Here is a 21,065-nt window from a genome sequence, read left to right as displayed (position 1 = left end):
CCAAGTCCTGTTGGCGTCTCACTTCAAACAATGACCACTATCCTCCCGAACCTTCCCACCGGCCAGAAGGTCGGCATCGCCTTCTCCGGCGGCCTCGACACCAGCGCAGCGCTCCTGTGGATGCGCAACAACGGCGCCATCCCCTACGCCTACACCGCGAACCTGGGCCAGCCCGACGAGTCCGACTACGACGAGATCCCGCGCAAGGCCATGGCCTACGGCGCTGAAAAGGCCCGCCTGATCGACTGCCGCGCGCAGATGGTGGCCGAAGGCATCGCCGCCCTGCAATCGGGCGCGTTCCACATCTCGACCGCCGGCATCACCTACTTCAACACCACCCCCATCGGCCGCGCAGTGACCGGCACGATGCTGGTGGCGGCCATGAAGGAAGACGACGTCAACATCTGGGGCGACGGCAGCACCTTCAAGGGCAACGACATCGAGCGCTTCTACCGCTACGGTCTGCTGACCAATCCGGACCTGAAGATCTACAAGCCCTGGCTGGACCAGCGCTTCATCGACGAACTCGGCGGCCGTTCGGAAATGTCCGAGTACATGCGCCAGGCCGGCTTCGACTACAAGATGTCGGCTGAAAAGGCCTACTCCACCGACTCCAACCTGCTGGGCGCCACCCACGAAGCCAAGGACCTGGAGCACCTGAACTCCGGCATCCGCATCGTCAAGCCCATCATGGGCGTCGCCTTCTGGCGCGACGACGTCGCCGTCAAGGCCGAGGAAGTCACCGTCCGCTTCGAGGAAGGCCATCCGGTCGCCCTGAACGGCGTGGAATACAGCGACCCGGTCGAGCTGATGCTCGAAGCCAACCGCATCGGCGGCCGCCACGGCCTGGGCATGAGCGACCAGATCGAAAACCGCATCATCGAAGCCAAGAGCCGCGGCATCTACGAAGCCCCGGGCCTGGCCCTGCTGTTCATCGCCTACGAGCGCCTGGTCACCGGCATCCACAACGAAGACACCATCGAGCAGTACCGCGAAAGCGGCCGCAAGCTGGGCCGCCTGCTGTACCAGGGCCGCTGGTTCGACCCGCAAGCCATCATGCTGCGCGAAGCCGCCCAACGCTGGGTCGCCCGCGCCGTCACCGGCGAAGTCACCATCGAACTGCGCCGCGGCAACGACTACTCGCTGCTGAACACCGAATCGCCCAACCTGACCTACGCACCCGAGCGCCTGTCCATGGAAAAGGTCGAAAACGCCCCGTTCACGCCCGCGGACCGCATCGGCCAGCTCACCATGCGCAACCTCGACATCGTCGACACCCGCGGCAAGCTCTTCACCTACGTGAAGACCGGCCTGCTCGCCTCCTCCGGCAGCTCGCTGCCGCAGCTGAGCGACGAAGGCAAGAAGAAGTAATTCTTCAAAGCCAAAAACCAAAAAGCCCTTCGGCATGCCGAAGGGCTTTTTGTTTGGAGCGCATGAATCGGGCGCCAAAGTCAAAGAGGCGCGTCACCACCAGAAGCAGTCACCACCGCCGCGCAGCGCCATCATCAATCGCAAGACACCGCGTAAGCCCCCAAAGGCCGCCCGCGCGGCCGGCCGGGGGCGAGCCCCGCAAGATCCATCGCCATACCCCCACCCTAGGCGAGAACGCCAAGCACACCGCCCTCCCCTGCGACCGGACAAATTCAGCTGACGCAGCCTGTGGCGAGGGGGCCTGGGACGCGCGGGGCGTCGATAAGCCCGAGGGAATCGGTAGGAGTCGCCGAAGGCGAGGACGACGATGACGACGGGGAAGCCCGGAGCGAAGGCTCCGGGCCGCAATCGTTGCCCCGCGCGTCCCAGGCCCCCTCGCCACAGGCGTCATAAGAACTCATCACCCCGGCGCAAGAACCCCAGAGCCTAAAGCTCCACCTGCATCCCCATCTCCACCACCCGATTAGCCGGAATCTTGAAGAACTTCGTACTCCGCGTAGAGTTCCGCGCCATGAACGAAAACACCGCCCGCCGCCAGCGCCACAACGCCGGCTTCTTCGCCGCCACCACGGTCTGCCGCGACAGGAAGTAGGAAGTCCGCATCGGTTCCAGATCGATCTCCGGATACGCCTCCGCCACCAGCCGCAGCGCCTCCGGCACGTCCGGATCTTCCTTGAAGCCGTAATTGATCGTCGCCTGCCAGCTCGACGCCGACAGCTTGGTCACGGAGAAGCGCTCCTCGGGCGAGACATAGGGCACGTCCGCCACCAGAATCGTCAGGAACAGCACATGGTCGTGCAGCACCTTGTTGTGCTTCAGGTTATGCAGCAACGCCGGCGGCACATTGCCCGAGTTCATCGTCATGAAGATGGCCGTGCCCGGCACCCGCGACGGCGGGTACTCTTCGAGCTGCGCCATGAATTCCTTGAGCGGCTGGCGGTCCCGCTTCTGCATCTCCGACAGCAGCCTGCGGCCGCGACGCCACGTCATCATCAGCGTGAACACCACGATCGCCACCAGCAGCGGCAACCAGCCGCCCTCGTGGATCTTGAACACGTTGGCCGAGAACAGCAGCACATCGAACAGCAGCAACAGGCCCAGCGCCACCAGCCACAGCACGCGCTTGATGCCGGTCGAACCGCGCGGCAGCACCGCGAACGCCAGCACCGACGTCGTCAACATCGTTCCCGTGACCGCGAACCCATAGGCGGCAGCCAGGTTGTCCGAATTGCGGAACAGCAGCACCAGGACCAGCACCGCGCACAACAGCAGCGCATTGACCTGCGGCAGATAGATCTGGCCCTTCTCGATGGCCGAGGTGTGCAGGATCTGCATGCGCGGCCAGAAACCCAGCTGCACCGCCTGGCGCGTGACCGAGTAGGCGCCGGAAATCACCGCCTGCGACGCCACGATGGTCGCAATGGTGGCCAGCGCCACCAGCGGGGCCAGCCCCCATTCCGGCGCCATCATGAAGAACGGATTACGGATCGCGGTCGGATCGCGCAACAGCAGCGCGCCCTGGCCGAAATAGCACAGCGTCAGGGCCGGCAGCACCATGCTGAACCAGGCGCGGCGGATCGCCGGACGGCCGAAGTGGCCCATGTCGGCATACAACGCTTCGGCGCCAGTCAGGGCCAGCACCACCGCCCCCAGCAGCACGAAACTGATCCACGGAAACTCGACGATGAAACGCAGGCCCCACATCGGATTCAAGGCCCGCAGCACTTCCGGCGTCTGCCAGATCTGCCAGCCGCCCAGCGCGGCCAGCGTGCCGAACCACAACAGCATCACCGGACCGAACAGCTTGCCCATGGCCCCCGTGCCGTGCGACTGGATCGCAAACAGCGCGATCAGCACCACCAGCGACAGTGGCACGACCCAGGCGTCCAGCTGATGCGACACGATGCCTATCCCCTCCAGCGCCGACAGCACTGAAATGGCCGGCGTGATCATGCTATCGCCATAGAACAGCGCCGCGCCGAAAATGCCCAGCACGATCAGCACCCAGCGCAGCTTGCCTTCCCGCCCGCGCACCGCCAGCTCCAGCAAGGCCAGCGTGCCGCCCTCGCCACGGTTGTCGGCGCGCAGCACCAGCGTCACATACTTGAACGACACCACCACCATCAGCATCCAGAACAGGATGGACAGTACGCCCAGCAGGTGGGCAGGCTCCAGGTCGGTGTGCACGCTCAGGCCCGTCAGACAGGCGCGCAGGGTATACAGGGGGCTGGTGCCGATGTCGCCGTACACCACGCCCAGCGCCCCCATGATGAGGGCGGCCCGCGACGATGGCGCGTGCCCGCCGAGTGCCTGCCCGTTGGACGATGAAGGAACGCTGACCGAACCTTGGCTCATGATGTAGGTTCTTGACGAGTAAGTTGGGCCCCCTTGCGAGGGCCGGGAAACACGACGGACAGCCGTGTTCCTGAAAAGTCCGGACGGCTGGTGAGCTTCCACCAGGCGCCGTGCGCGTGCGCGATTTCACGCACGATGGCCAGCCCCAGGCCCGACCCGCCCGCGGTCGCGGTGGGAGAACGGTAGAAGGCCTCGAACACGCGTTCGCGCTCATCGGGGGAAATCCCCGGCCCATCGTCCTCCACGGTCAGCGAAGGCGGATTGGCGCCGACGATCAGCGTGATGCGGCCGGTCTTGTTGCCGTAGCGCAGCGCGTTGTCGATGAGGTTGCCCAGCAGCTCGGCCAGCAGCAAGGGGTCGGCGTCGATCCAGATGGGCGCGTCCGGCGCCACCAGATCCAGCTCGTAGTGCGCCTCGCGCACCCGCGGAAACCATTCGGCGCCGTTCGCCCGCACCCATTCGCAGAGGTCGATGCGCACGAAGCTGTCCTGCGGCCGGGCGTTGGGATCGGCCCGCGCCAGGACCAGCAGCTGCTGCCCCAGACGGATCATGCGGTCGCTCACTGCCTTGATGCGCTCGGCCCGCGCGCGCACGTCGTCGGGCAAGGGGCGCGCCAGCATCAGCTCCGACTCCAGGCGCAGGCCCGACAAGGGCGTGCGCAGCTGGTGCGCGGCATGGCCGATAAAGCGGCGCTGCGCCGCCAGCGAGGCATCCAGGCGCAGCAGCAAATCATTGGTGTGCGTGACCAAGGGCTCGATTTCGACCGGCACGCCTGCCACTTCCAGCGGCTGCATGTCGTCGATGGAGCGTTGCCGGATCTCTTCGGACAGATGATTGACCGAGCGCAGCCCCGAGCGCACGCCCTGCACCACCACCCACGTGAACAGCGCGATCAGCGCGACCTGCCCCACCACCATCAGCCAGAAGAAATCTTCCAGCATCCAGAGCGACATGTCGATCTTGTGCGTGATGACCCAGGTGGCCGCCAAGTCCAAGAGGACCAGCAGCAGGATCGGCGGCATCAGGCGAATGACCAGATGCCGCGCCAGCGAACGGGAGGGAAGCAAGGGACGGGAAACCGGAGTAGCGGTAGGAGTGCGTTCCTGCATCATGACGCAATGCCCTCGCCTAGGCGTATGGATGCGCGCGGCCGGCGCGACGCGGCCGCAGCCGGCCCGTCAGGCCGTTTCCACATCCAGCATGTAGCCAAAGCCGCGCACCGTTTGAATGCTGGCGCCCGTGCCTTCCAGGCGCTTGCGCAGGCGGTACACATAGACTTCGACGGCGTTTTCGCTGAAATCGGCATCCCAGGCCGACAGCGAGTTCACGATCTGGCGCTTGGTCACGACGCGGCCGACGCGGGCCATCAGCATTTCCAGCACGGAGAGCTCGCGCACCGACAGCGACAGGCGTTGGCCATTGGCGCGGACTTCGCGGCCGACGGTGTCGAACACCAGCGGGCCGACTTCAATCAAGGGCTGCGCCTGACCGGCGCGGCGCCGGCCGAAGGCGCGCACGCGCGCCGCCAGCTCGGGCAGTTCAAAAGGCTTGGTGACGTAATCGTCCGCCCCGGCGTCCAGGCCGGCGACGCGGTCCTCGATGCCATCGCGGGCGGTGAGGATCAACACAGGGACCTGGTTGCCGTCCTGCCGCAATTGCCGCAGCACGTCCAGCCCGCTCATGCCAGGAAGGTTGAGGTCGAGCAGCATGAGGTCGTAAGGCTGCCCCGCCAAGGCGCCCAGAACCCGGTCGCCCTCGGTCAGCCAGTCGACCGCATAGCCTTGGTCGGCCAGAAATTCCTGGAGCGCGTGGCCCAGGGTGGTGTCGTCTTCGATTACCAGAACTCGCATGCGGCGATTCTAGCGCGATCCCGGCCGGAACGGGGCGCGAAATGCGCCCCGGGGCCGGGAAGCGTTCAAGGTGCGGACGGAGCCGGGGCGGCCACGGCTGCCGCGGGCGCGGCGGAGCCGGCGACGCCGCCCGAAGGAGGCGTGGTGACGAACCCGATGCGCGTCATGCCCGAACGGCGCGCCGAAGCCATGACCTTGGCCAGGGTCTCGTAGCGGGTATTCTGGTCCGCACGGATGCGGATCTCGGGTTGCGGCTTGGTGCCGGCAATCGACTTGAAGCGGTTGGGCAGGTCATCGATATTGACCGGCTTCTCGTCCCAGAACAGCGCCCCGCTGGCATCGATGGCCAGGTCGACGGTCTTGGGTTCTTCCTCGATCTGCTCGGCCGCCACCTGGGGCATGTTGATCTTGATCGAATGCGCCAGCAGCGGCGCGGTGATGATGAAGATCACCAGCAGCACCAGCATCACGTCGATCAGGGGCACCATGTTGATCTCGGAAACCGTACTGCTTCCGGATCCTTTGCCCTCGAAGCTGCCAAAGGCCATTATTCGCTCCCGCGTTGAGCCGCAGCGCCGTTACCGTTCTGGCGGCGCAGGGCGCGCACCTTGCCATCGGACAGAGCGACCTGCTGGCCGGTGGTCAGGAACGCGAACAAATCATGCGCAAAGGCATCCAGGCGCGACAGGAACACGCGGTTGTTGCGCACGAAGGTGTTGTAGGCCAGCACCGCGGGAATGGCGACCGCCAGGCCCAGGCCCGTCATGATCAGCGCTTCGCCCACCGGACCGGCGATGCGGTTGATGGTCACGCCGTCGGACAGGCCGATGCCGACCAGGGCATGGTACACGCCCCAGACCGTGCCGAACAGGCCCACGAACGGCGCCGTCGAACCCACCGAGGCCAACACGGTCAGGCCGTTTTCCAGCTTGGCGGTTTCTTCGTCGATGACCTTGCGCATGGTGCGCGTGACGAAATCGGAGTTGCTGCCCGACTCTTCAAGCTTGGTCGCGCCGAACTTGTTGTGATGCGCCTGCGCATGCATGGCGTGGCTGGCCAGGTGCGAGAACGGGTCGCGCGCGCCGTGCGTGACGATTTCGTTTTCGACCTGCTCGAGCGAGCTGGCGTTCCAGAACTTGTTCAGAAAGTCCGCCGAGCGCTTGCGCATGCTGACGTTGCTGGCGACCTTGACCAGGATCAGATACCAGGTCACCAGCGACATCAGGATCAGGATGATGAAGAGGCTCTTGCCGACGAAGTCGCTCTGCGCAACGAAGTGCAGGAAGCCCATGTCGGGAACCGCGGCGGGCGCCGGCGCGGCAGGCAGCGCCGAGGGCAGCGCGGCAGCAGCGCCTTGCAGCGCATCGGCCGATTGCTGAGCCACGGCGCCGACGGTCGAGGCGGCTTGTTGAGCTGCGGGCGCGGCCGCAGCCGCGGCGGGCGCAGCGGCGGCGGCAGCCGGTGCTGCCGGGCTGGTGGTCGCCTGCGCCACCAGGGTGGCGCTATGCAGTGCGTTGGACATCTCAGTTCCTCATTACGAAATCGAACGGAATTTTGGCTTTGGCGGGATAGGCCACGCCGTTACGGGTATACGGTTTGAATCGGCCCTTGCGGGCGGCTGCCAGCGCCGATTCGTCCAGGCGCGGAAAGCCCGAGGACGCATCGATGGTTGCCCGCTCTACCAGCCCCTGGGTGTTGATCTCGACCAGCACCACCACCCGGCCCTCTTCCCGCATGCGGCGCGACGCCATCGGATAGTTGGGCATCGGGCGCGCGCCTTGGAATTCAATGCTGGACACCAGCACCGGCTGATCCGGCGGCGGCCCCTGCTGCGGCCCTTGCGGCGCCTGCGTGCCTTCGGGCGCGCCGCTGGGCGGCGTCTTCGGCGCTTCCGGCTTGGGCTCGACCTTGACGTCCTGCTTGGGCTCGGGCTTGGGTTTAGGCTTGGGAGGCGGCTTGGGCTTGGGTTTGGGCGCCGGCATCGGCGGCTTTTCGACCACTGGCTCCGGTTCGGGTTCAGGCTCCGGCTCGGGCTTGAGCTCGGGTTCAGGCTCGGGTTCGACTTCGGGCTGCGGCGGCTCGGGTGGAGTTTCCGTCACCGGCTGCGGCTCCTCGGGAGTGGGTTCGGCCTTGGCGATCTGGGGTATGGGCGCATCCACCACACTCACCATGATGGCTTCGGGTTCCTCGAGTTCAGGACGATTCTCGGGTGCCATGAAGATGGCGCCGATCACTGCCGCATGCAGCGCCAGGACCGTCAGGCCAGCGCCTGCGCGTATACCGAATGAAGAGCGCGAAGAAGAATTCCAACCGCGTTGAAAACTAGGCATGAATCAGCCAGGGTGCATTGACTTATCCGGCCAGCCAGGAAAGACGCACACGCGATGGCGACGCCGGCTGACCGGTACAAGCCCACAACAATATCTTAAATGCGAATGATTCGCAAGTCCTATTTCATCTGACCCCGTCTTACATTTCCGGGCGGGATCAACAGGCATGAGCGTTACGGCGCGCGCAAAACAAAAAACCCGCCACCATGACGTGTGCGGGTTTTGTGCGGAGCGCATATCGGAGCTTTTGGTGGGTGCTACAGGGGTCGAACCTGTGACCTACGCCTTGTAAGGGCGCCGCTCTACCAACTGAGCTAAGCACCCATTTTGATGCAGCCTCAAGACGAAATTCGCGAAAAATCCGTACAAGCAACTGCCAACCGGGGCACTCAAAAGCAATACGCGGGCCGGAGTATACCGGACCGCGCAATTGTGGGCAAATCGCCAGGGCTGAATGCCTGCGACCCGCCCGCCGTCCATTAGTTGACGGCGTCCTTCAGGGCCTTGCCCGGACGGAACTTCGGCACCTTGGCCTTCTTGATCTTGATGGTTTCGCCAGTGCGCGGATTACGGCCGGTGCGAGCGGCGCGAGCCGACACAGCGAACGTGCCAAAGCCAACCAACGTAACCGTACCGCCCTTCTTCAGGGTGGTCTTGACGGCACCGATCAGGGCGTCGAGCGAACGACCAGCGGCGGCCTTGGAGATGTCGGCCTTGCTGGCGATGTGATCGATGAGTTCGGTTTTGTTCATTCAGGTGTACCCCTCACAAGGTATTGAGTCTGCCGGAGTGCAGTTCATGGCCGTCATGATGGACGCCGCTGAAGACGCAAAACCGACAAACGACGAACAGACAGTGGATAAACTTTTTTCTTGCGCTGCGAAGCACAACTTTTAAACTGCTGCGCCGCCTGGATTCAATGGCAAATTGCCTTCAAATCACCAGCGACGCAGACGTGTATTAGGCCTTGGCGTGGCGCGGCTGTCAAGCGAAAACCTCACCACAACCCGCGTCAATACTAGCTTTTAGACCGTTTCGCAATAAACAGAAACACGCATTTCGGTGTTTGCGCGACACCCTCGAAAACGATCGTTAACTTGCGTCAGACATCGGCCCATCGACGCAGCAAATTGTGATAAATGCCGGTGAGTTGCACGATCGAGAGATGCCCCGCGGCATCCTGATTCAAGCGCTGTATGGCCACGTCCATGTCCAGCAGCAGCGCGCGCTGACTGTCTTCGCGCACCAGGCTTTGCATCCAGAAAAACGACGACACGCGCGCGCCGCGCGTCACCGGATTGACCTTGTGCAGGCTGGTGCCTGGGTACAGCACCATGTGCCCTGCCGGCAGCTTCACCGCGCGCGGACCATAGGTGTCATCGATGACCAGCTCGCCGCCGTCGTAGGAGTCGGGGTCGGAGAAGAACAGCGTTGCCGACAGGTCGGTGCGCACGCGCTCAGCCGTGCCGGCGATGCCGCGCACCGCGTTGTCCACGTGATAGCCGAACGCTTCCCCGCCCTCGTAGCGATTGAACAAGGGCGGAAAGATCTTGCGCGGCAGCGCGGCCGACATGAACAGGTTGTTGGCCGCCAGGCGCTGCAGGATCAGATTGCCCAGCTCCTGCGCCAGAGGATGCTGCTCCGGCAGTTGGCGGTTGCGCTTGACTTCGGCCGACTGATAGCCGGCCGTGACTTTGCCGTCGACCCAATCGGCGGCATCCAGGCGGCGCCGGATCTCGGCCGCCTCTTCTGGCGTGAAAACTTCTGCGATCTGTATGAGCATGGGCGCTATCCCGATTGCGTTGCAAGCGCGCCCGGCCACCGGCCGCGCGCGTGCCGCATTATCCCTGCAGGCAACCGTTGAGCGCCTGATCGAAATCAAACAGCAGATCGGCCTCGTCTTCGATGCCCACGGACACGCGGATGAGACTGTCCGCGATGCCCATTTGCTTACGGCGCTCGGCGCCCATTTCGTAATAGATGGTGTGGGCGGCAGGCAGCGCCAGGCTACGCGTATCGCCCAGGTGGGTCGCCATCAGCACGATGCGCAGGCGGTTCAGGAAATCGAAGCAGTCCACCCCGTCCGCCAGCTCGACGCCCAGCAGGCCGCCGAAGCGCGAGCCGAACAGCGCCGCCGCGCGCGCATGCTGCGGGTGGCTGGCAAGCCCGGGGTAATGCACCTTGGCCACGCCCGGATGATCCTCCAGGAAGCGCGCCAGCGCCAGCGCGTTGGCGCAGTGCTTGGCCATGCGCAGGGCCAGGGTCTCGGCACCCACCGCGATGCGGTGCGCGGGTTCGGCCGCCAAGGTGCCTCCCATGTCGCGCAGACCCTTCTTCTTGACCTGCGTAAGCCCCCAACTGGTGGACGGCCCCTTGCGATAGGCCTCGTAGATGTTCGAGTAGTTCGACCAGTCATACAGCCCCGTGTCCGTGACGGCGCCACCCAATGCATTGCCATGACCGCCAATGTATTTGGACAGCGAGTTCATCACCAGGGACGCCCCGACCGAGACCGGCCGGAACATCCAGGGCGAGGTCAAGGTGTTGTCGACGACATAGACCAGACCCTTCTCGCGGCAGATTTCCCCGATCACGGCCAGGTCAGCAACTTGCGTGCCCGGGTTGGCGATGGTTTCGGTGAAAACCATGCGGGTGTTGGGCTGGATCGCCGCGCGCACCTGCGCCGAATCGGTTGCGTCCACGAAGGTGATCTCCACGCCCAGCTCCAGCAGCGTGCCCAGCAGGCTGTTGGTGTTGCCGAACACGAACTGGCTGGACACCAGGTGATCGCCGCGGCGCAGCAGCGTGGTGAAGATGGCAGCCAGCGCGGCCATGCCGGTCGCGAAGCTGACCGTGCCCTTGCCGCCCTCCATCTGGTTGACCTTGGCCTCCAGCGCGGTGGTGGTGGGCGTGCCTTGGCGGGCGTAGGTGAAGCCGGCCTTGCCCTGGAAAACCGCGGCCAGCTCGCGCGCGTCTTCGTAGGCGAACTCCGAGGACGGATGCATGGGCTTGTGCACCGCTCCGTGCTCGACGGATTGCTTGCGGTCGGAATGGAGGATCGTGGTGGTAAAGCCGTTCTGGTGCATGATGGGCTGACGCGAAGAGGGTGTGGTCTACAAGATAGGCAAGACGGATGAATCAGGAACGGCGCTGGCGCACGGTTTCATAGAGGCAGACGGCGCTGGCCACGCTGACGTTCAGGCTTTCCACCGAACCCAGCATGGGAATGTTCACCAGTTGATCGCAGGTTTCCCGCGTCAGGCGGCGCATGCCCTCGCCTTCCGCCCCCATGACCCAGGCCATGGGCTGGCGCGCATCGATCTGGTGCATGCTGTCGGTGGCCTGGTCGTCCGTGCCCACCAGCCACACGCCGCGGTCCTTCAGGCTGCGCATGGTGCGCGCCAGGTTGGTCACCATCAGATAGGGCACCGTATCGGCCGCGCCGCACGCCACGCGCTGCACGGTCGCGTTCAGGCCGACGGCCCGGTCGCGCGGCGCGATGACGGCGTGCACGCCGGCGGCATCCGCGGTGCGCAGGCAGGCGCCCAGGTTGTGGGGATCGGTCACGCCATCCAGGATCAACAGCAGCGGCGGACCGTCGATGACGTCGAGCACCTCATCGACGTCCACCGCCAGCTGGCGCTCTTCGGCCAGCGCCACCACGCCCTGATGGCGGGTGCCGCGGGATAGCCCGTCCAGACGCTCCATGGGGACCGGATGCAGGCGGCAGCCCGCTTTTTCGGCTTGCTCGATGAACGTCTGCATCCGCTTGTCGCGGCGCGACGCCTCTACATAGATTTCCTTGATCGAGTCGGGCGCGTGGCGCAGCCGCGCAACAACCGCGTGAAACCCGGCCAGGACTTGGGTCGACGCCATAAATGCAATACCTTTAGATAAACGAATACCCGCCCCAGAGCGGGGCGGGCCACCGGACCAAGCCGGCCATAGATGCAATGTTACCCCTTATGGCGCGGCCGCCCTACGACGGCCGCGCCATAAGGAAGTGTCAGTGGCGCTTGTGCGCGGCCTTCTTGGCCGGCGCGGCGCGCTTGGATGCCTTGGGCGCCCGCGGCGGCTTGCTGGCCTTCTTGGCCTCGGCGCGCCGCTCCTTGGCGGTTTGGCCCTTCAGGGCGGCGGGCTTGGGCGACGCTGCCTTCTTGACGCGGCGGGAAGACTCGTCCGGACTGCGGGCCGAGGCCTTGCGCAAGGCGTCGAAGCTGGTGCCCTGCACCAGGCGGAACTCGATGCGGCGGGCTTCGAGGTCCACGCGCGACACCTGCACCTGCACCTTGTCGGTCAGGCGGTAACGCATGCCGGTACGCTCGCCGCGCAACTCGTGCAGGGCGTCGTTGAACTGGAAGTACTCGCCGCCCAGCTCGGAAACATGCACCAGCCCTTCGACGTGCAGGGTATCCAGCGTGACGAAGATGCCGAAGCTGGCGACGCCGGTAACGGTGCCGCTGAAGTCCTCGCCCACGCGTTCCTTGACGAACCAGCACTTGAGCCAGGCCTCGACGTCGCGCGACGCCTCGTCGGCGCGGCGCTCGCTGGCAGACAGCACCAGGCCCATCTTTTCCCAGATGGCATGTTCGTGCTCGCGCTGCGTGCGGCCGATCACCACGGGCTGGTCTTCCAGGCTGGGCACGTAGCGCTGACCAGCCAGCAACGCCTTGATGACACGATGCGTCAGCAGGTCGGGATAGCGGCGGATGGGCGAGGTGAAGTGGCTGTAGCCGGGATAGGACAGGCCGAAGTGGCCCATGTTGTCGGGGCTGTAGACCGCCTGCTGCATGGAGCGCAGGCACATCGTCTGCAATAGCTGGTAGTCGGGGCGTCCGCGCACCGAATCCAGGAAATCGCCGTAATCCTTGGCCGTGGGCGTCTCGCCGCCGCCCAGCGACAGGCCCATGGTGCGCAGGAACTCGCGCAGCGATTGCAGGCGCTCGGGCGTGGGGCCTTCGTGGATGCGGTACAGGCCGGGATGCTTGCTGCGGGCCATGAAGTCGGCCGCGCAGGTATTGGCGGCCAGCATGCATTCTTCAATCAGCTTGTGGGCATCGTTGCGCACCGACGGCACGATCTGTTCGATGCGGCCGAGCTCGTTGCAGACGATCTTGGTTTCGACCGTGTCGAAGTCGATGGCGCCGCGCTTCTTGCGCCCTTGCGCCAGCAGTTGAAAGAGTTCGTACAGGTGCTGGACCTGGGGCATGACGCTGCGCATGGCGTGCGCGGCCGGACCGCCGGGCTGCTGCAGGGCGGCCCAGATGTTCGTATAGGTGGTGCGCGCATGCGAGTGCATGACCGCGTTATAGAACTGGTAGGCGGTGACGGTGCCGGCCTTGGCGCCGCTGGCCGGAATGACCATGTCGCAAACCAGCACCAGGCGGTCGACGTCCGGGTTCAGCGAACACAAGCCGTTGGACAGGGACTCCGGCAGCATCGGGATGACCCGGCGCGGGAAGTACACGCTGGTGCCGCGTTCGATCGCGTCGTCGTCCAGGGCGTCACCCGGACGCACATAGTGGCTGACGTCGGCGATGGCCACCAGCAGGCGCCAGCCCGGACGCTTGCGCTGACCCGTGCCCAGCTCCACGGGTTCACAGTACACCGCGTCGTCGAAGTCGCGCGCGTCCTCGCCGTCGATGGTGATGAGCGGCACGTCGCGCAGGTCGACGCGGTCCTTGAGATCGGTCTTCCTGACCACGTCCGGCAGGCGGGCGGCCTGCTTGAGCGCGGCCTCGGAGAAATCGACCGGCACGTCGAACTTGCGCACCGCGATCTCGATCTCCATGCCAGGATCGTCGATCTCACCCAGCACCTCGGCCACACGGCCCAGCGGCTGCGTATGGCGCGTGGGCTGCTCCATGATTTCAACCGCGACCACCTGCCCATGTTGGGCGCCGTTGGTGTCGCTGGGCGGAATCAGGATGTCATGCTTGATGCGCTGGTCCTCGGGCACGACGATGGACAGGCCATGCTCGTGCAGGAAGCGCCCCACCAGCTTGTTGGTACGGCGCTCAATGACTTCGACGATGGTGCCTTCCGGCTTGCCGCGGTATTCGCCAGTGGGCTTTACCAGTACGCGGTCGCCATGCAGCACCTTGAGCATTTCGCGCGGCGACAGGAACAGGTCCGGGCCGCCGTCATCACGCAGCAGGAAGCCGAAGCCGTCGCGATGCCCCAGCACCTTGCCGGCAACGAAGTCCAGTTTGGTGGCCAGCAGCAACACGCCCTTGCGGTTGGGCATCAATTGGCCGTCGCGCTCCATGGCGCCCAGGCGGCGCTCAAATCCCACCATCGTCGCGGCGCGCTCGACGCCCATGCGTTCGGCCAGTTCCACCGGAGACAGCGGCGAGCCTGCGGCGCGCAGCGCTTTCAGGATGGCTTCACGGGACGGGACATCAGGATCGAAGTCCGGCGGCGCTTCGGGCAAGGGTGTTGATCTGTTGTTATTCGATTCGTTATTCGATCGTTTTGCCAAAGCTAAAATTTCCGTATATAATGCGCAGCTTCTGTGGTTCGCCCAAGGCTGAACACTGAAGCAGAAAATGGTCAGAAGGGCCGGGAAGTTTAAAACCCAGCCGGGGTTTGAAAAGCAAGTTGCTTAAAAACCTTATTGTAGAACCAACTGCACTTTGGACGCATGTTTTAGTTAATGTGTTTTAACTGAAGCGATGCAACTAGAGCGGCAGCGTATCACATACTTCTGACAGTATCTCTCAGTGCCCAGGTGGCGGAATTGGTAGACGCGCATGGTTCAGGTCCATGTGCCGCAAGGTGTGGAGGTTCGAGTCCTCTCCTGGGCACCACGGAATTTCAATCAAGACCATGCAAGCCGGTCTTGATGGCAAAAGCTAAAAAGCCCCGGAAATCGCAAGATTTCCGGGGCTTTTGCTTTGCATCGCCCTACCCTCGTCGCTTCAACGCCACGGCACCTTGCGATTCAAATGATGCCGCGCATACAGGTCGGCGCCCATGCCGTCGATCTGACCGTCGATCAAGGCCTCGAAAGGCTTTAACAACGCATCGAAATTCATCGGCGCCTCAAGCGCATTCAAGGCATGCGTCACAGCCTCTATCGTCGACAGCGCACCTGGCACGTCGGCGTGGCGAACCCGGTAGCGCGTGGAAAGTCCCGCAGGCAGCATCACGCGCGGCAAGGCGGCAAGCCCGGGATTGATATGCAGCAGCTTGCGCGCATGCCCCCAGGTGCCGTCGGGCACGATCAATCTGATCGGCGCGCCAAGCTCCTGCCCATAGCCCGGCGTCAGTACCTCAGCGCCTTCGCCCGGAAACAGCAGGCGCGGCAGATAGCCCGGCAACGCCCAATCGTCTTCCGAAAAATATTCGCCAACGACGCGGCGCGCGCCATCCAGACCCAGCACAGCCAGCCTCGCGGTGTTCAAGGCGTGGCGCGCCTCGCTCGGATGCTGCAGCACCACCACTTGGGTGCGGCAGGAAAGCGAGGGAATCAGCGCGCACAGGCAGTGCGATAGAGGACGCAGACAACGCGTGCAGAGGGTACGGGACATGGGGCGACACTATATCGAAAGTTCGAAAGCGGCCCGGCAGCAAAAAAATATGAAAAAAAAGCCACACGACTTGCACACTTCAAAAAAAGTGTGCATAATCTCATTCCTCTGCTGCTGAACAAGAAACAACGCGAAAGCGAAGCGACAAGTAAAGCATCAGCGCCCAGGTGGCGGAATTGGTAGACGCGCATGGTTCAGGTCCATGTGCCGCAAGGTGTGGAGGTTCGAGTCCTCTCCTGGGCACCAATTATTACATCACGAGGTACCTGCGTGATGCGCCAAAAAAACCCCGAACGCGTAAGCGTCCGGGGTTTTTTCTTTGTCCGGCCCTTTTCTTTATCCAGCCTGTTTGATTGCCCGGCCCGGCTCACAGGCAGACGCTTTGAGCCGGGCGGCCCGCCTTACTTCAGCACGCGGGTCATGACCACGTGCGGAATACCGGCCTCGACGAATTCCTCGCCTTCCACATTGAAGCCATGGGCTTGGTAGAAGCCCGCCGCGTGCGTCTGCGCGTGCAGCACCAGCATGCGATGGCCGTCGCCATGCCCCTGTTCGATCAACGCGTCCAGCAACTGACTGCCGACGCCCATGCCACGGGCCTTCTTGTGGACCGCCATGCGGCCGATATGGCCATCGGGCAGAAGCCGGCCCGTGCCCATCGGCGTGCCGTCCGGGCCGTATGCCACGGCGTGTACCGACACGGCGTCATCGTCGTCCAGCTCGACCTCGGGCGGCACTTTCTGTTCGACGACGAACACTTCGTGGCGCACCGAATACGCGTCGTCGCGCAAACGGTCCCAGGTTCCCAGGGCGATACGCACCGTTGCTTGTTTGTTGGTCGACATGTCCATCCCTCGCGTGCAGCAAATGAATAAAAGAATCCTAAACCCCATTTTGGCAGGGATGAACAATGGCCAAAAGGGGGTACGATCGCGGCTTGCCCACGTCGTCCATGTTCCCCCACATGCCGCCTGCCGCTCCCCCCGCCTGGTTGAAAGCCGCGCCCGCGCTCTTCCTGCTTCTCTGGTCCAGCGGTTTCGTTGTGCTCAAAGTGGGCCTGGCCTATGCCGACCCCATGACGTTCCTGGCGCTGCGCTACGCCTGCGTGGTGCTGATACTTGCGCCCTTCATGCTGTTCCTGCGCCCGCCGCTGCCGCGCGGCACCAGTGCCTGGGGCCACCTGGCGATGGTCGGGCTGCTGTTGCAGGCAGGCTACTTCTGCTTTACCTACCTTTCGCTCAAACAGGGGATGTCGGCCGGCGCCCTGGCGCTGATCACGTCGCTGCAACCCATCCTGATCGGCCTGCTGGCGCCGGTGATTGCGCACGAGAAGGTCGATGCCCGCCGTTGGGCAGGCTTGGGGCTGGGGGTATCGGGCGCGGCGCTCGTGATCATCGCCAAGGCCTCGATCGACGTGATCTCTCCGCTGGGCCTGGCGTTCGCCATCAGCGCCCTGCTCTGCATCACCGGCGGCACGCTGTATGAAAAGCGCTTTGGCGTGCAGACGCATCCCGTCACCTCGAACATGGTGCAGTACGCGGTCGGCCTGATCGCCACCGCGCCGCTGGCGTTCTGGCTGGAGCCGATGCACATCGAATGGACCGGGCCCCTGCTGGGTTCGCTGGCTTACCTGGTCGTGGGCAATTCGCTGGTCGCGATCACCTTGCTGCTGACCATGATCCGCTACGGCGAGGCCTCGCGCGTGTCGGCGCTGTTCTTCCTGGTGCCGCCTTGCACCGCCATCATTGCGCTGATCATCCTGGGCGAAGCCATTCCCGCGCTGGCCTGGCCGGGCATGGCGTTGGCGGCGCTCGGCATCCTGCTGGTGACGCGCACGGCACGCACCGCCGCCAAGTAGAATGAGCGCCCCACCAGATCCCTGCCCATGAACGCTGTCGTTACCTCCGCCCTGCCGGTCTTCGCGCTGATCCTGACCGGCTGGCTAGCCGCCCGTTGGCGCATCCTGGGCGCCGGCGCCACCGACGCGCTGAACCGCTATGTCGTCTATTTGTCGCTGCCCGCGCTGCTGTTCCGCGCCATGACGCAGGTGGACCTGACGCACATGGCGCACTGGGGTTTCGTGGGCGCCTTCGCGGGTGGCATCGCCGTCACGTTCCTGGCCTCGTTTCTCGGCGCGCGCCGCACGCAGCGCGCGCTGACCGACCGTGGCATCCAGGGCCTGGCCGCGTCCTATGCCAACGCCGGCTACATGGGCATTCCGCTGTGCCTGGCGCTGTTGGGCCCTGACAGCATGGCGCCCGCCACATTCACCACCCTGCTCACCGCCAGCGTGCTGTTCGGCTTCGCCATCGCCTTGATCGAGTTCGACCGCCAGCAGACGCCCAACCTGTCCTTGACCCTGTTCAAGGTCGGCCGCGCGCTGCTACGCAACCCGCTGCTGGCGGCGCCGCTGCTGGGCCTGGCCTGGGCTTTCACCGGCCTCGCGCTGCCGGAGGGCGTGGACCGCTACGTAGCCTTGCTGGGCGCGTCCGCCAGTCCCTGCGCCCTGGTCACGATCGGCCTGTTCCTGGCGCAGACGGAGACGTCCAGCTCGGGACCCGGCGTCATGCGCCTGGTCGCCGGCAAGCTGCTGCTGCAGCCCGCCGTCACGGCAGTGCTGGCGTTCTACGTCTTCGCCATGCCGCCAGTGTGGGCCTGGACCGCCGTGCTGATGAGCGCGCTGCCCATCGGCACCGGCCCTTTCATGCTGGCCCAGATGTACGGCCGCGACGCCCGCGTGACCTCGCGCGCCATCCTGGTTTCCACCGTCGCATCGGTGCTGACCGTCAGCCTGCTGGTCGCCTGGATCAGCGCACACCCGATCTCCTGATTGCTCTTCATCATGTTGCTCGCCGTCGCCATCTTCGTACTCACCATCACGCTGGTCATCTGGCAGCCCAGGGGCCTGTCGATCGGCTGGAGCGCCGTGCTGGGCGCGGCGCTTGCCCTGGCCACGGGCGTGGTCCATCTGGCCGACATCGCGGATGTCTGGCGCATTGTCTGGAACGCGACCGCCACCTTCATCGCCATCATCGTCACCAGCCTGATCCTGGACGAGGCCGGCTTTTTCGAATGGTCCGCGCTGCACGTGGCGCGCTGGGGCGGCGGCCGCGGCCGGCTGCTGTTCGTATTGATCGTGCTGCTGGGCGCCGCCGTGTCCGCGCTGTTCGCCAACGACGGCGCGGCGCTGATCCTTACGCCCATCGTCATGGAAATGCTGGTGGCGCTGGGCTTCGGCCCCGGCGCATCGCTGGCCTTCGTGATGGCCGCGGGCTTCATCGCGGACACGGGCAGCATCGCGCTGATCGTATCCAACCTGGTCAACATCGTGTCGGCCGACTTCTTCAATATCGGCTTCGGCGAGTACGCATCGGTAATGCTGCCGGTGAACCTGATGGCCGTGGCGTCCACGCTGGGGGTGCTGCTGCTGTTTTTCCACCGCAGCATTCCGCCGCGCTACGACGTGAGCCAGTTGCCCGCGCCCGCGTCCGCCATCCGCGACCTGACCACCTTCCGCGCCGGCTGGGTCGTGCTGACCCTGCTGCTGGCGGGCTTTTTCATCCTGGAACCCATGGGCATCCCGGTCAGCGCCATCGCCGCCGTCGGCGCGCTGGGCCTGCTGCTGATCGCGGGACGGCAGCACATCGTCGGCACGCGCCGCATCATGCGCGAGGCGCCCTGGCACATCGTGGTGTTCTCGCTGGGCATGTACCTGGTGGTGTATGGCCTGCGCAACGCCGGCCTGACTGCGCACCTGGCGCAAGTGCTGGACCGCTGCGCGGAATACGGCGTCTGGGGCGCGGCGATGGGCACGGGCCTCATCACCGCCTTCCTGTCGTCCATCATGAACAACCTGCCTACCGTGCTGGTGGGCGCGCTGTCGATCGCGGACACCAGCGCCACGGGAGCCGTGAAGGACGCAATGATCTACGCCAACATCATCGGCAGCGATCTGGGGCCCAAGATCACGCCTATCGGCAGCCTGGCCACGCTGCTGTGGCTGCACGTGCTGGCGCGCAAGGGTCTGCGCATCACCTGGGGCTACTACTTCAAGGTCGGCATCGTGCTGACGTTGCCAGTGCTGCTGCTGACGCTGGCCGCGCTGGCTTGGCGCCTGCAGTAAACTCCATATAGCTTTTAGTTATATAAAAGGCATTAATTGGTGTTTTGATCCAGCCGTCCACCGCTTTAGACTTCCAACCATCACACGGGTGCCTGCGCGCGCCCGTTTTGCTTTCTTACGTATCAAGTTCCGGGACTCGCCCATGAGCACCAACGCCTCGACTCTCCCCCTGCCTTCCTCGGCCCTGCCGCCCATCCAGATCAACCGCAAGCCGCTCTGGATCGCCCTGCTGCTGGTGCTGGCGGGCGCCCTGTACCTGCACGAGACCGTCAGCTGGCGCCAGGGCGCGCTGTGGATCGTCGGCGCCCTGCTGGGCGTGACCCTGTACCACGCCTCCTTCGGCTTCACGCAGGCCTGGCGCGTGTTCGTGTCCGACCGCCGCGGCGCGGGGCTGCGCGCGCAGATGCTGATGCTGGCCGCGGGCGTGCTGCTGTTCTTCCCCTTCCTGGCGGCCGGCACGCTGTTTGGCCAACCCGTCAGCGGCTTCGTGTCGCCCCCGGGAGTCTCTGTCCTGCTGGGCGCCTTCCTGTTCGGCATCGGCATGCAGCTGGGCGGCGGCTGCGCCTCGGGTACGCTGTTCGCGGTCGGCGGCGGCAACACCCGCATGGTGGTCACGCTGCTGTTCTTCATCATCGGCTCGGTCATTGCGACCGCCAACTTCGGCTGGTGGTCGAGCCTGCCGGCGCTGGCGCCGACCTCGCTGATCAAGACCTGGGGCCTGGCGCCCGCGCTGGCCATCAACCTGGCCGTGTTCGCGCTGATCGCGTGGGCGGCCACGGCGCTGGAGAAGCGCCGCCACGGCCATGTGATCTCGTTCGCCTCGCGCACCGCGCGCCCGGCCTCCCTGCTGCAAGGCCCCTGGCCGCTGATCTGGGGCGGCGTGGCGCTGGTTGTGCTGAACTTCGCCACGCTGGCGCTGGCTGGCCGCCCCTGGGGCATCACGTCCGCCTTCGCGCTGTGGGGCGCCAAGACCCTCGACGCCTTGGGCGGCGACGTGGCCACCTGGGCCTACTGGGCCAAGCAGCCCTCGCTGGCCGCGCCGCTGCGCCAGGACGTCACCACCGTCATGGACATCGGCCTGATGCTGGGCGCGCTGGCCGCGGCCAGCGCCGCCGGCAAGTTCGCGCCCATCTGGAAGGTGCCGGCCCGCTCGCTGGCCGGCGCCGTCATCGGCGGCCTGCTGCTGGGCTATGGTTCGCGCCTGGCCTTCGGCTGCAATATCGGCGCCTACTTCAGCGGCATCCTGTCGGGCAGCCTGCATGCCTGGCTGTGGCTGCCGGCCGCCTTCGCCGGCAGCGCCCTGGGTGTGCGCCTGCGCCCCGCCTTCGGCCTCGCCGTCGAGAAGACCCCGGCGGCGTCCAGCTGCTGAGAAACAGTATTCCAGGGCTGTCCGCTGGCACGGCGGGACAGCTCCTGGTGTATGGTTGCTCCATCCCGAAATACG

Annotated in this window: 18 protein-coding genes and 3 tRNA genes; 7 read left to right on the top strand and 14 right to left on the bottom strand. The window is 65.1% G+C overall.

Translation table 11 applies throughout. From position 1 onward, the window contains the following. The first annotated feature begins 30 nt into the window (after window positions 1-30). Window positions 31-1,371 (top strand): argininosuccinate synthase, encoded by a 1,341-nt coding sequence (gene argG / locus ACM1PE_RS05615; RefSeq protein WP_013392627.1) that lies wholly within the window; start codon window positions 31-33, stop codon window positions 1,369-1,371. A gap of 486 nt (window positions 1,372-1,857) precedes the next feature. Here the strand turns inward: argG and ACM1PE_RS05610 are convergent, their stop codons facing one another. The 12 genes from ACM1PE_RS05610 to rnr all read right to left on the bottom strand — a co-directional run bounded on the left by ACM1PE_RS05610 (window position 1,858) and on the right by rnr (window position 14,447). Continuing rightward, window positions 1,858-3,786 (bottom strand): potassium transporter Kup, encoded by a 1,929-nt coding sequence (locus ACM1PE_RS05610; protein ID WP_419342657.1) that lies wholly within the window; start codon window positions 3,784-3,786, stop codon window positions 1,858-1,860. Then, window positions 3,783-4,898, bottom strand: a complete 1,116-nt coding sequence (locus tag ACM1PE_RS05605) for a sensor histidine kinase (RefSeq protein WP_223283347.1) — start codon at window positions 4,896-4,898, stop codon at window positions 3,783-3,785. Before ACM1PE_RS05605 ends, ACM1PE_RS05610 begins: the two co-directional genes overlap by 4 nt. A gap of 66 nt (window positions 4,899-4,964) precedes the next feature. Continuing rightward, window positions 4,965-5,636 carry a response regulator transcription factor gene (locus ACM1PE_RS05600; RefSeq protein WP_006218435.1) on the bottom strand — a complete coding sequence of 224 codons (672 nt, stop codon included), beginning with the start codon at window positions 5,634-5,636 and terminating at the stop codon, window positions 4,965-4,967. A gap of 65 nt (window positions 5,637-5,701) precedes the next feature. Further along, window positions 5,702-6,184, bottom strand: coding sequence for an ExbD/TolR family protein (locus ACM1PE_RS05595; RefSeq protein WP_419342656.1), 483 nt, complete (start codon window positions 6,182-6,184; stop codon window positions 5,702-5,704). Further along, complete coding sequence (locus ACM1PE_RS05590) at window positions 6,184-7,158, bottom strand: MotA/TolQ/ExbB proton channel family protein (RefSeq protein WP_118932221.1); 975 nt, start codon at window positions 7,156-7,158, stop codon at window positions 6,184-6,186. Before ACM1PE_RS05590 ends, ACM1PE_RS05595 begins: the two co-directional genes overlap by 1 nt. A 1-nt stretch (window position 7,159) precedes the next feature. Then, the gene (locus tag ACM1PE_RS05585) at window positions 7,160-7,966 is read right to left on the bottom strand and encodes an energy transducer TonB (RefSeq protein ID WP_059380458.1); all 807 of its coding nucleotides are present in this window, start codon (window positions 7,964-7,966) and stop codon (window positions 7,160-7,162) included. A 248-nt stretch (window positions 7,967-8,214) separates the two neighbouring features. After that, window positions 8,215-8,290 (bottom strand) — tRNA-Val (locus tag ACM1PE_RS05580). A gap of 155 nt (window positions 8,291-8,445) precedes the next feature. Beyond that, window positions 8,446-8,718 carry an HU family DNA-binding protein gene (locus tag ACM1PE_RS05575; protein ID WP_003812968.1) on the bottom strand — a complete coding sequence of 91 codons (273 nt, stop codon included), beginning with the start codon at window positions 8,716-8,718 and terminating at the stop codon, window positions 8,446-8,448. A gap of 350 nt (window positions 8,719-9,068) precedes the next feature. Further along, window positions 9,069-9,749, bottom strand: a complete 681-nt coding sequence (locus ACM1PE_RS05570) for a Fe2+-dependent dioxygenase (protein WP_059378512.1) — start codon at window positions 9,747-9,749, stop codon at window positions 9,069-9,071. Window positions 9,750-9,807: 58 nt separating this feature from the next. Then, window positions 9,808-11,052: a cystathionine gamma-synthase family protein gene (locus ACM1PE_RS05565; protein ID WP_118932219.1), complete on the bottom strand. Its 1,245-nt coding sequence runs from the start codon at window positions 11,050-11,052 to the stop codon at window positions 9,808-9,810. Between the two features lie 52 nt (window positions 11,053-11,104). Continuing rightward, window positions 11,105-11,842, bottom strand: coding sequence for a 23S rRNA (guanosine(2251)-2'-O)-methyltransferase RlmB (rlmB, locus tag ACM1PE_RS05560; protein ID WP_059378515.1), 738 nt, complete (start codon window positions 11,840-11,842; stop codon window positions 11,105-11,107). A gap of 130 nt (window positions 11,843-11,972) precedes the next feature. Further along, window positions 11,973-14,447: a ribonuclease R gene (rnr, locus tag ACM1PE_RS05555; RefSeq protein WP_059378517.1), complete on the bottom strand. Its 2,475-nt coding sequence runs from the start codon at window positions 14,445-14,447 to the stop codon at window positions 11,973-11,975. Window positions 14,448-14,690: 243 nt separating this feature from the next. Here rnr and ACM1PE_RS05550 point away from each other — a divergent pair. After that, window positions 14,691-14,775, top strand: a tRNA-Leu gene (locus ACM1PE_RS05550). Between the two features lie 111 nt (window positions 14,776-14,886). On the opposite strand, the gene ACM1PE_RS05545 is transcribed toward ACM1PE_RS05550, so the two are convergent. Then, entirely contained in the window at window positions 14,887-15,498 is a 612-nt protein-coding gene (locus ACM1PE_RS05545; protein WP_059378518.1) for a tRNA-uridine aminocarboxypropyltransferase, read from the bottom strand. Window positions 15,499-15,659: 161 nt separating this feature from the next. Here ACM1PE_RS05545 and ACM1PE_RS05540 point away from each other — a divergent pair. Then, a tRNA-Leu gene (locus ACM1PE_RS05540) sits at window positions 15,660-15,744 on the top strand. Between the two features lie 155 nt (window positions 15,745-15,899). Here the strand turns inward: ACM1PE_RS05540 and ACM1PE_RS05535 are convergent. Continuing rightward, window positions 15,900-16,349, bottom strand: coding sequence for a GNAT family N-acetyltransferase (locus ACM1PE_RS05535; protein ID WP_373428999.1), 450 nt, complete (start codon window positions 16,347-16,349; stop codon window positions 15,900-15,902). A gap of 113 nt (window positions 16,350-16,462) precedes the next feature. Here ACM1PE_RS05535 and ACM1PE_RS05530 point away from each other — a divergent pair, with 113 nt between their 5' ends. The 4 genes from ACM1PE_RS05530 (at window position 16,463) to ACM1PE_RS05515 (ending at window position 20,990) form a co-directional block, all read left to right on the top strand. After that, complete coding sequence (locus tag ACM1PE_RS05530) at window positions 16,463-17,356, top strand: DMT family transporter (RefSeq protein WP_419343815.1); 894 nt, start codon at window positions 16,463-16,465, stop codon at window positions 17,354-17,356. 27 nt (window positions 17,357-17,383) lie between these two features. After that, window positions 17,384-18,328 (top strand): AEC family transporter, encoded by a 945-nt coding sequence (locus ACM1PE_RS05525; RefSeq protein WP_059378520.1) that lies wholly within the window; start codon window positions 17,384-17,386, stop codon window positions 18,326-18,328. A gap of 12 nt (window positions 18,329-18,340) precedes the next feature. Next, window positions 18,341-19,621: an arsenic transporter gene (locus ACM1PE_RS05520; protein ID WP_059378560.1), complete on the top strand. Its 1,281-nt coding sequence runs from the start codon at window positions 18,341-18,343 to the stop codon at window positions 19,619-19,621. 142 nt (window positions 19,622-19,763) lie between these two features. Further along, on the top strand, window positions 19,764-20,990 hold the full coding sequence (locus ACM1PE_RS05515; RefSeq protein ID WP_059378521.1) for a YeeE/YedE family protein: 1,227 nt from the start codon (window positions 19,764-19,766) through the stop codon (window positions 20,988-20,990). Window positions 20,991-21,065: the final 75 nt, after the last annotated feature.

The sequence above is a fragment of the Achromobacter sp. PD1 genome, assembly GCF_048541815.1.
GTDB lineage: Bacteria > Pseudomonadota > Gammaproteobacteria > Burkholderiales > Burkholderiaceae_B > Achromobacter > Achromobacter bronchisepticus_A.
The sequence above is the reverse complement of the archived record's forward strand: the minus strand, read 5'-3'. Positions and strand labels throughout refer to the sequence as shown.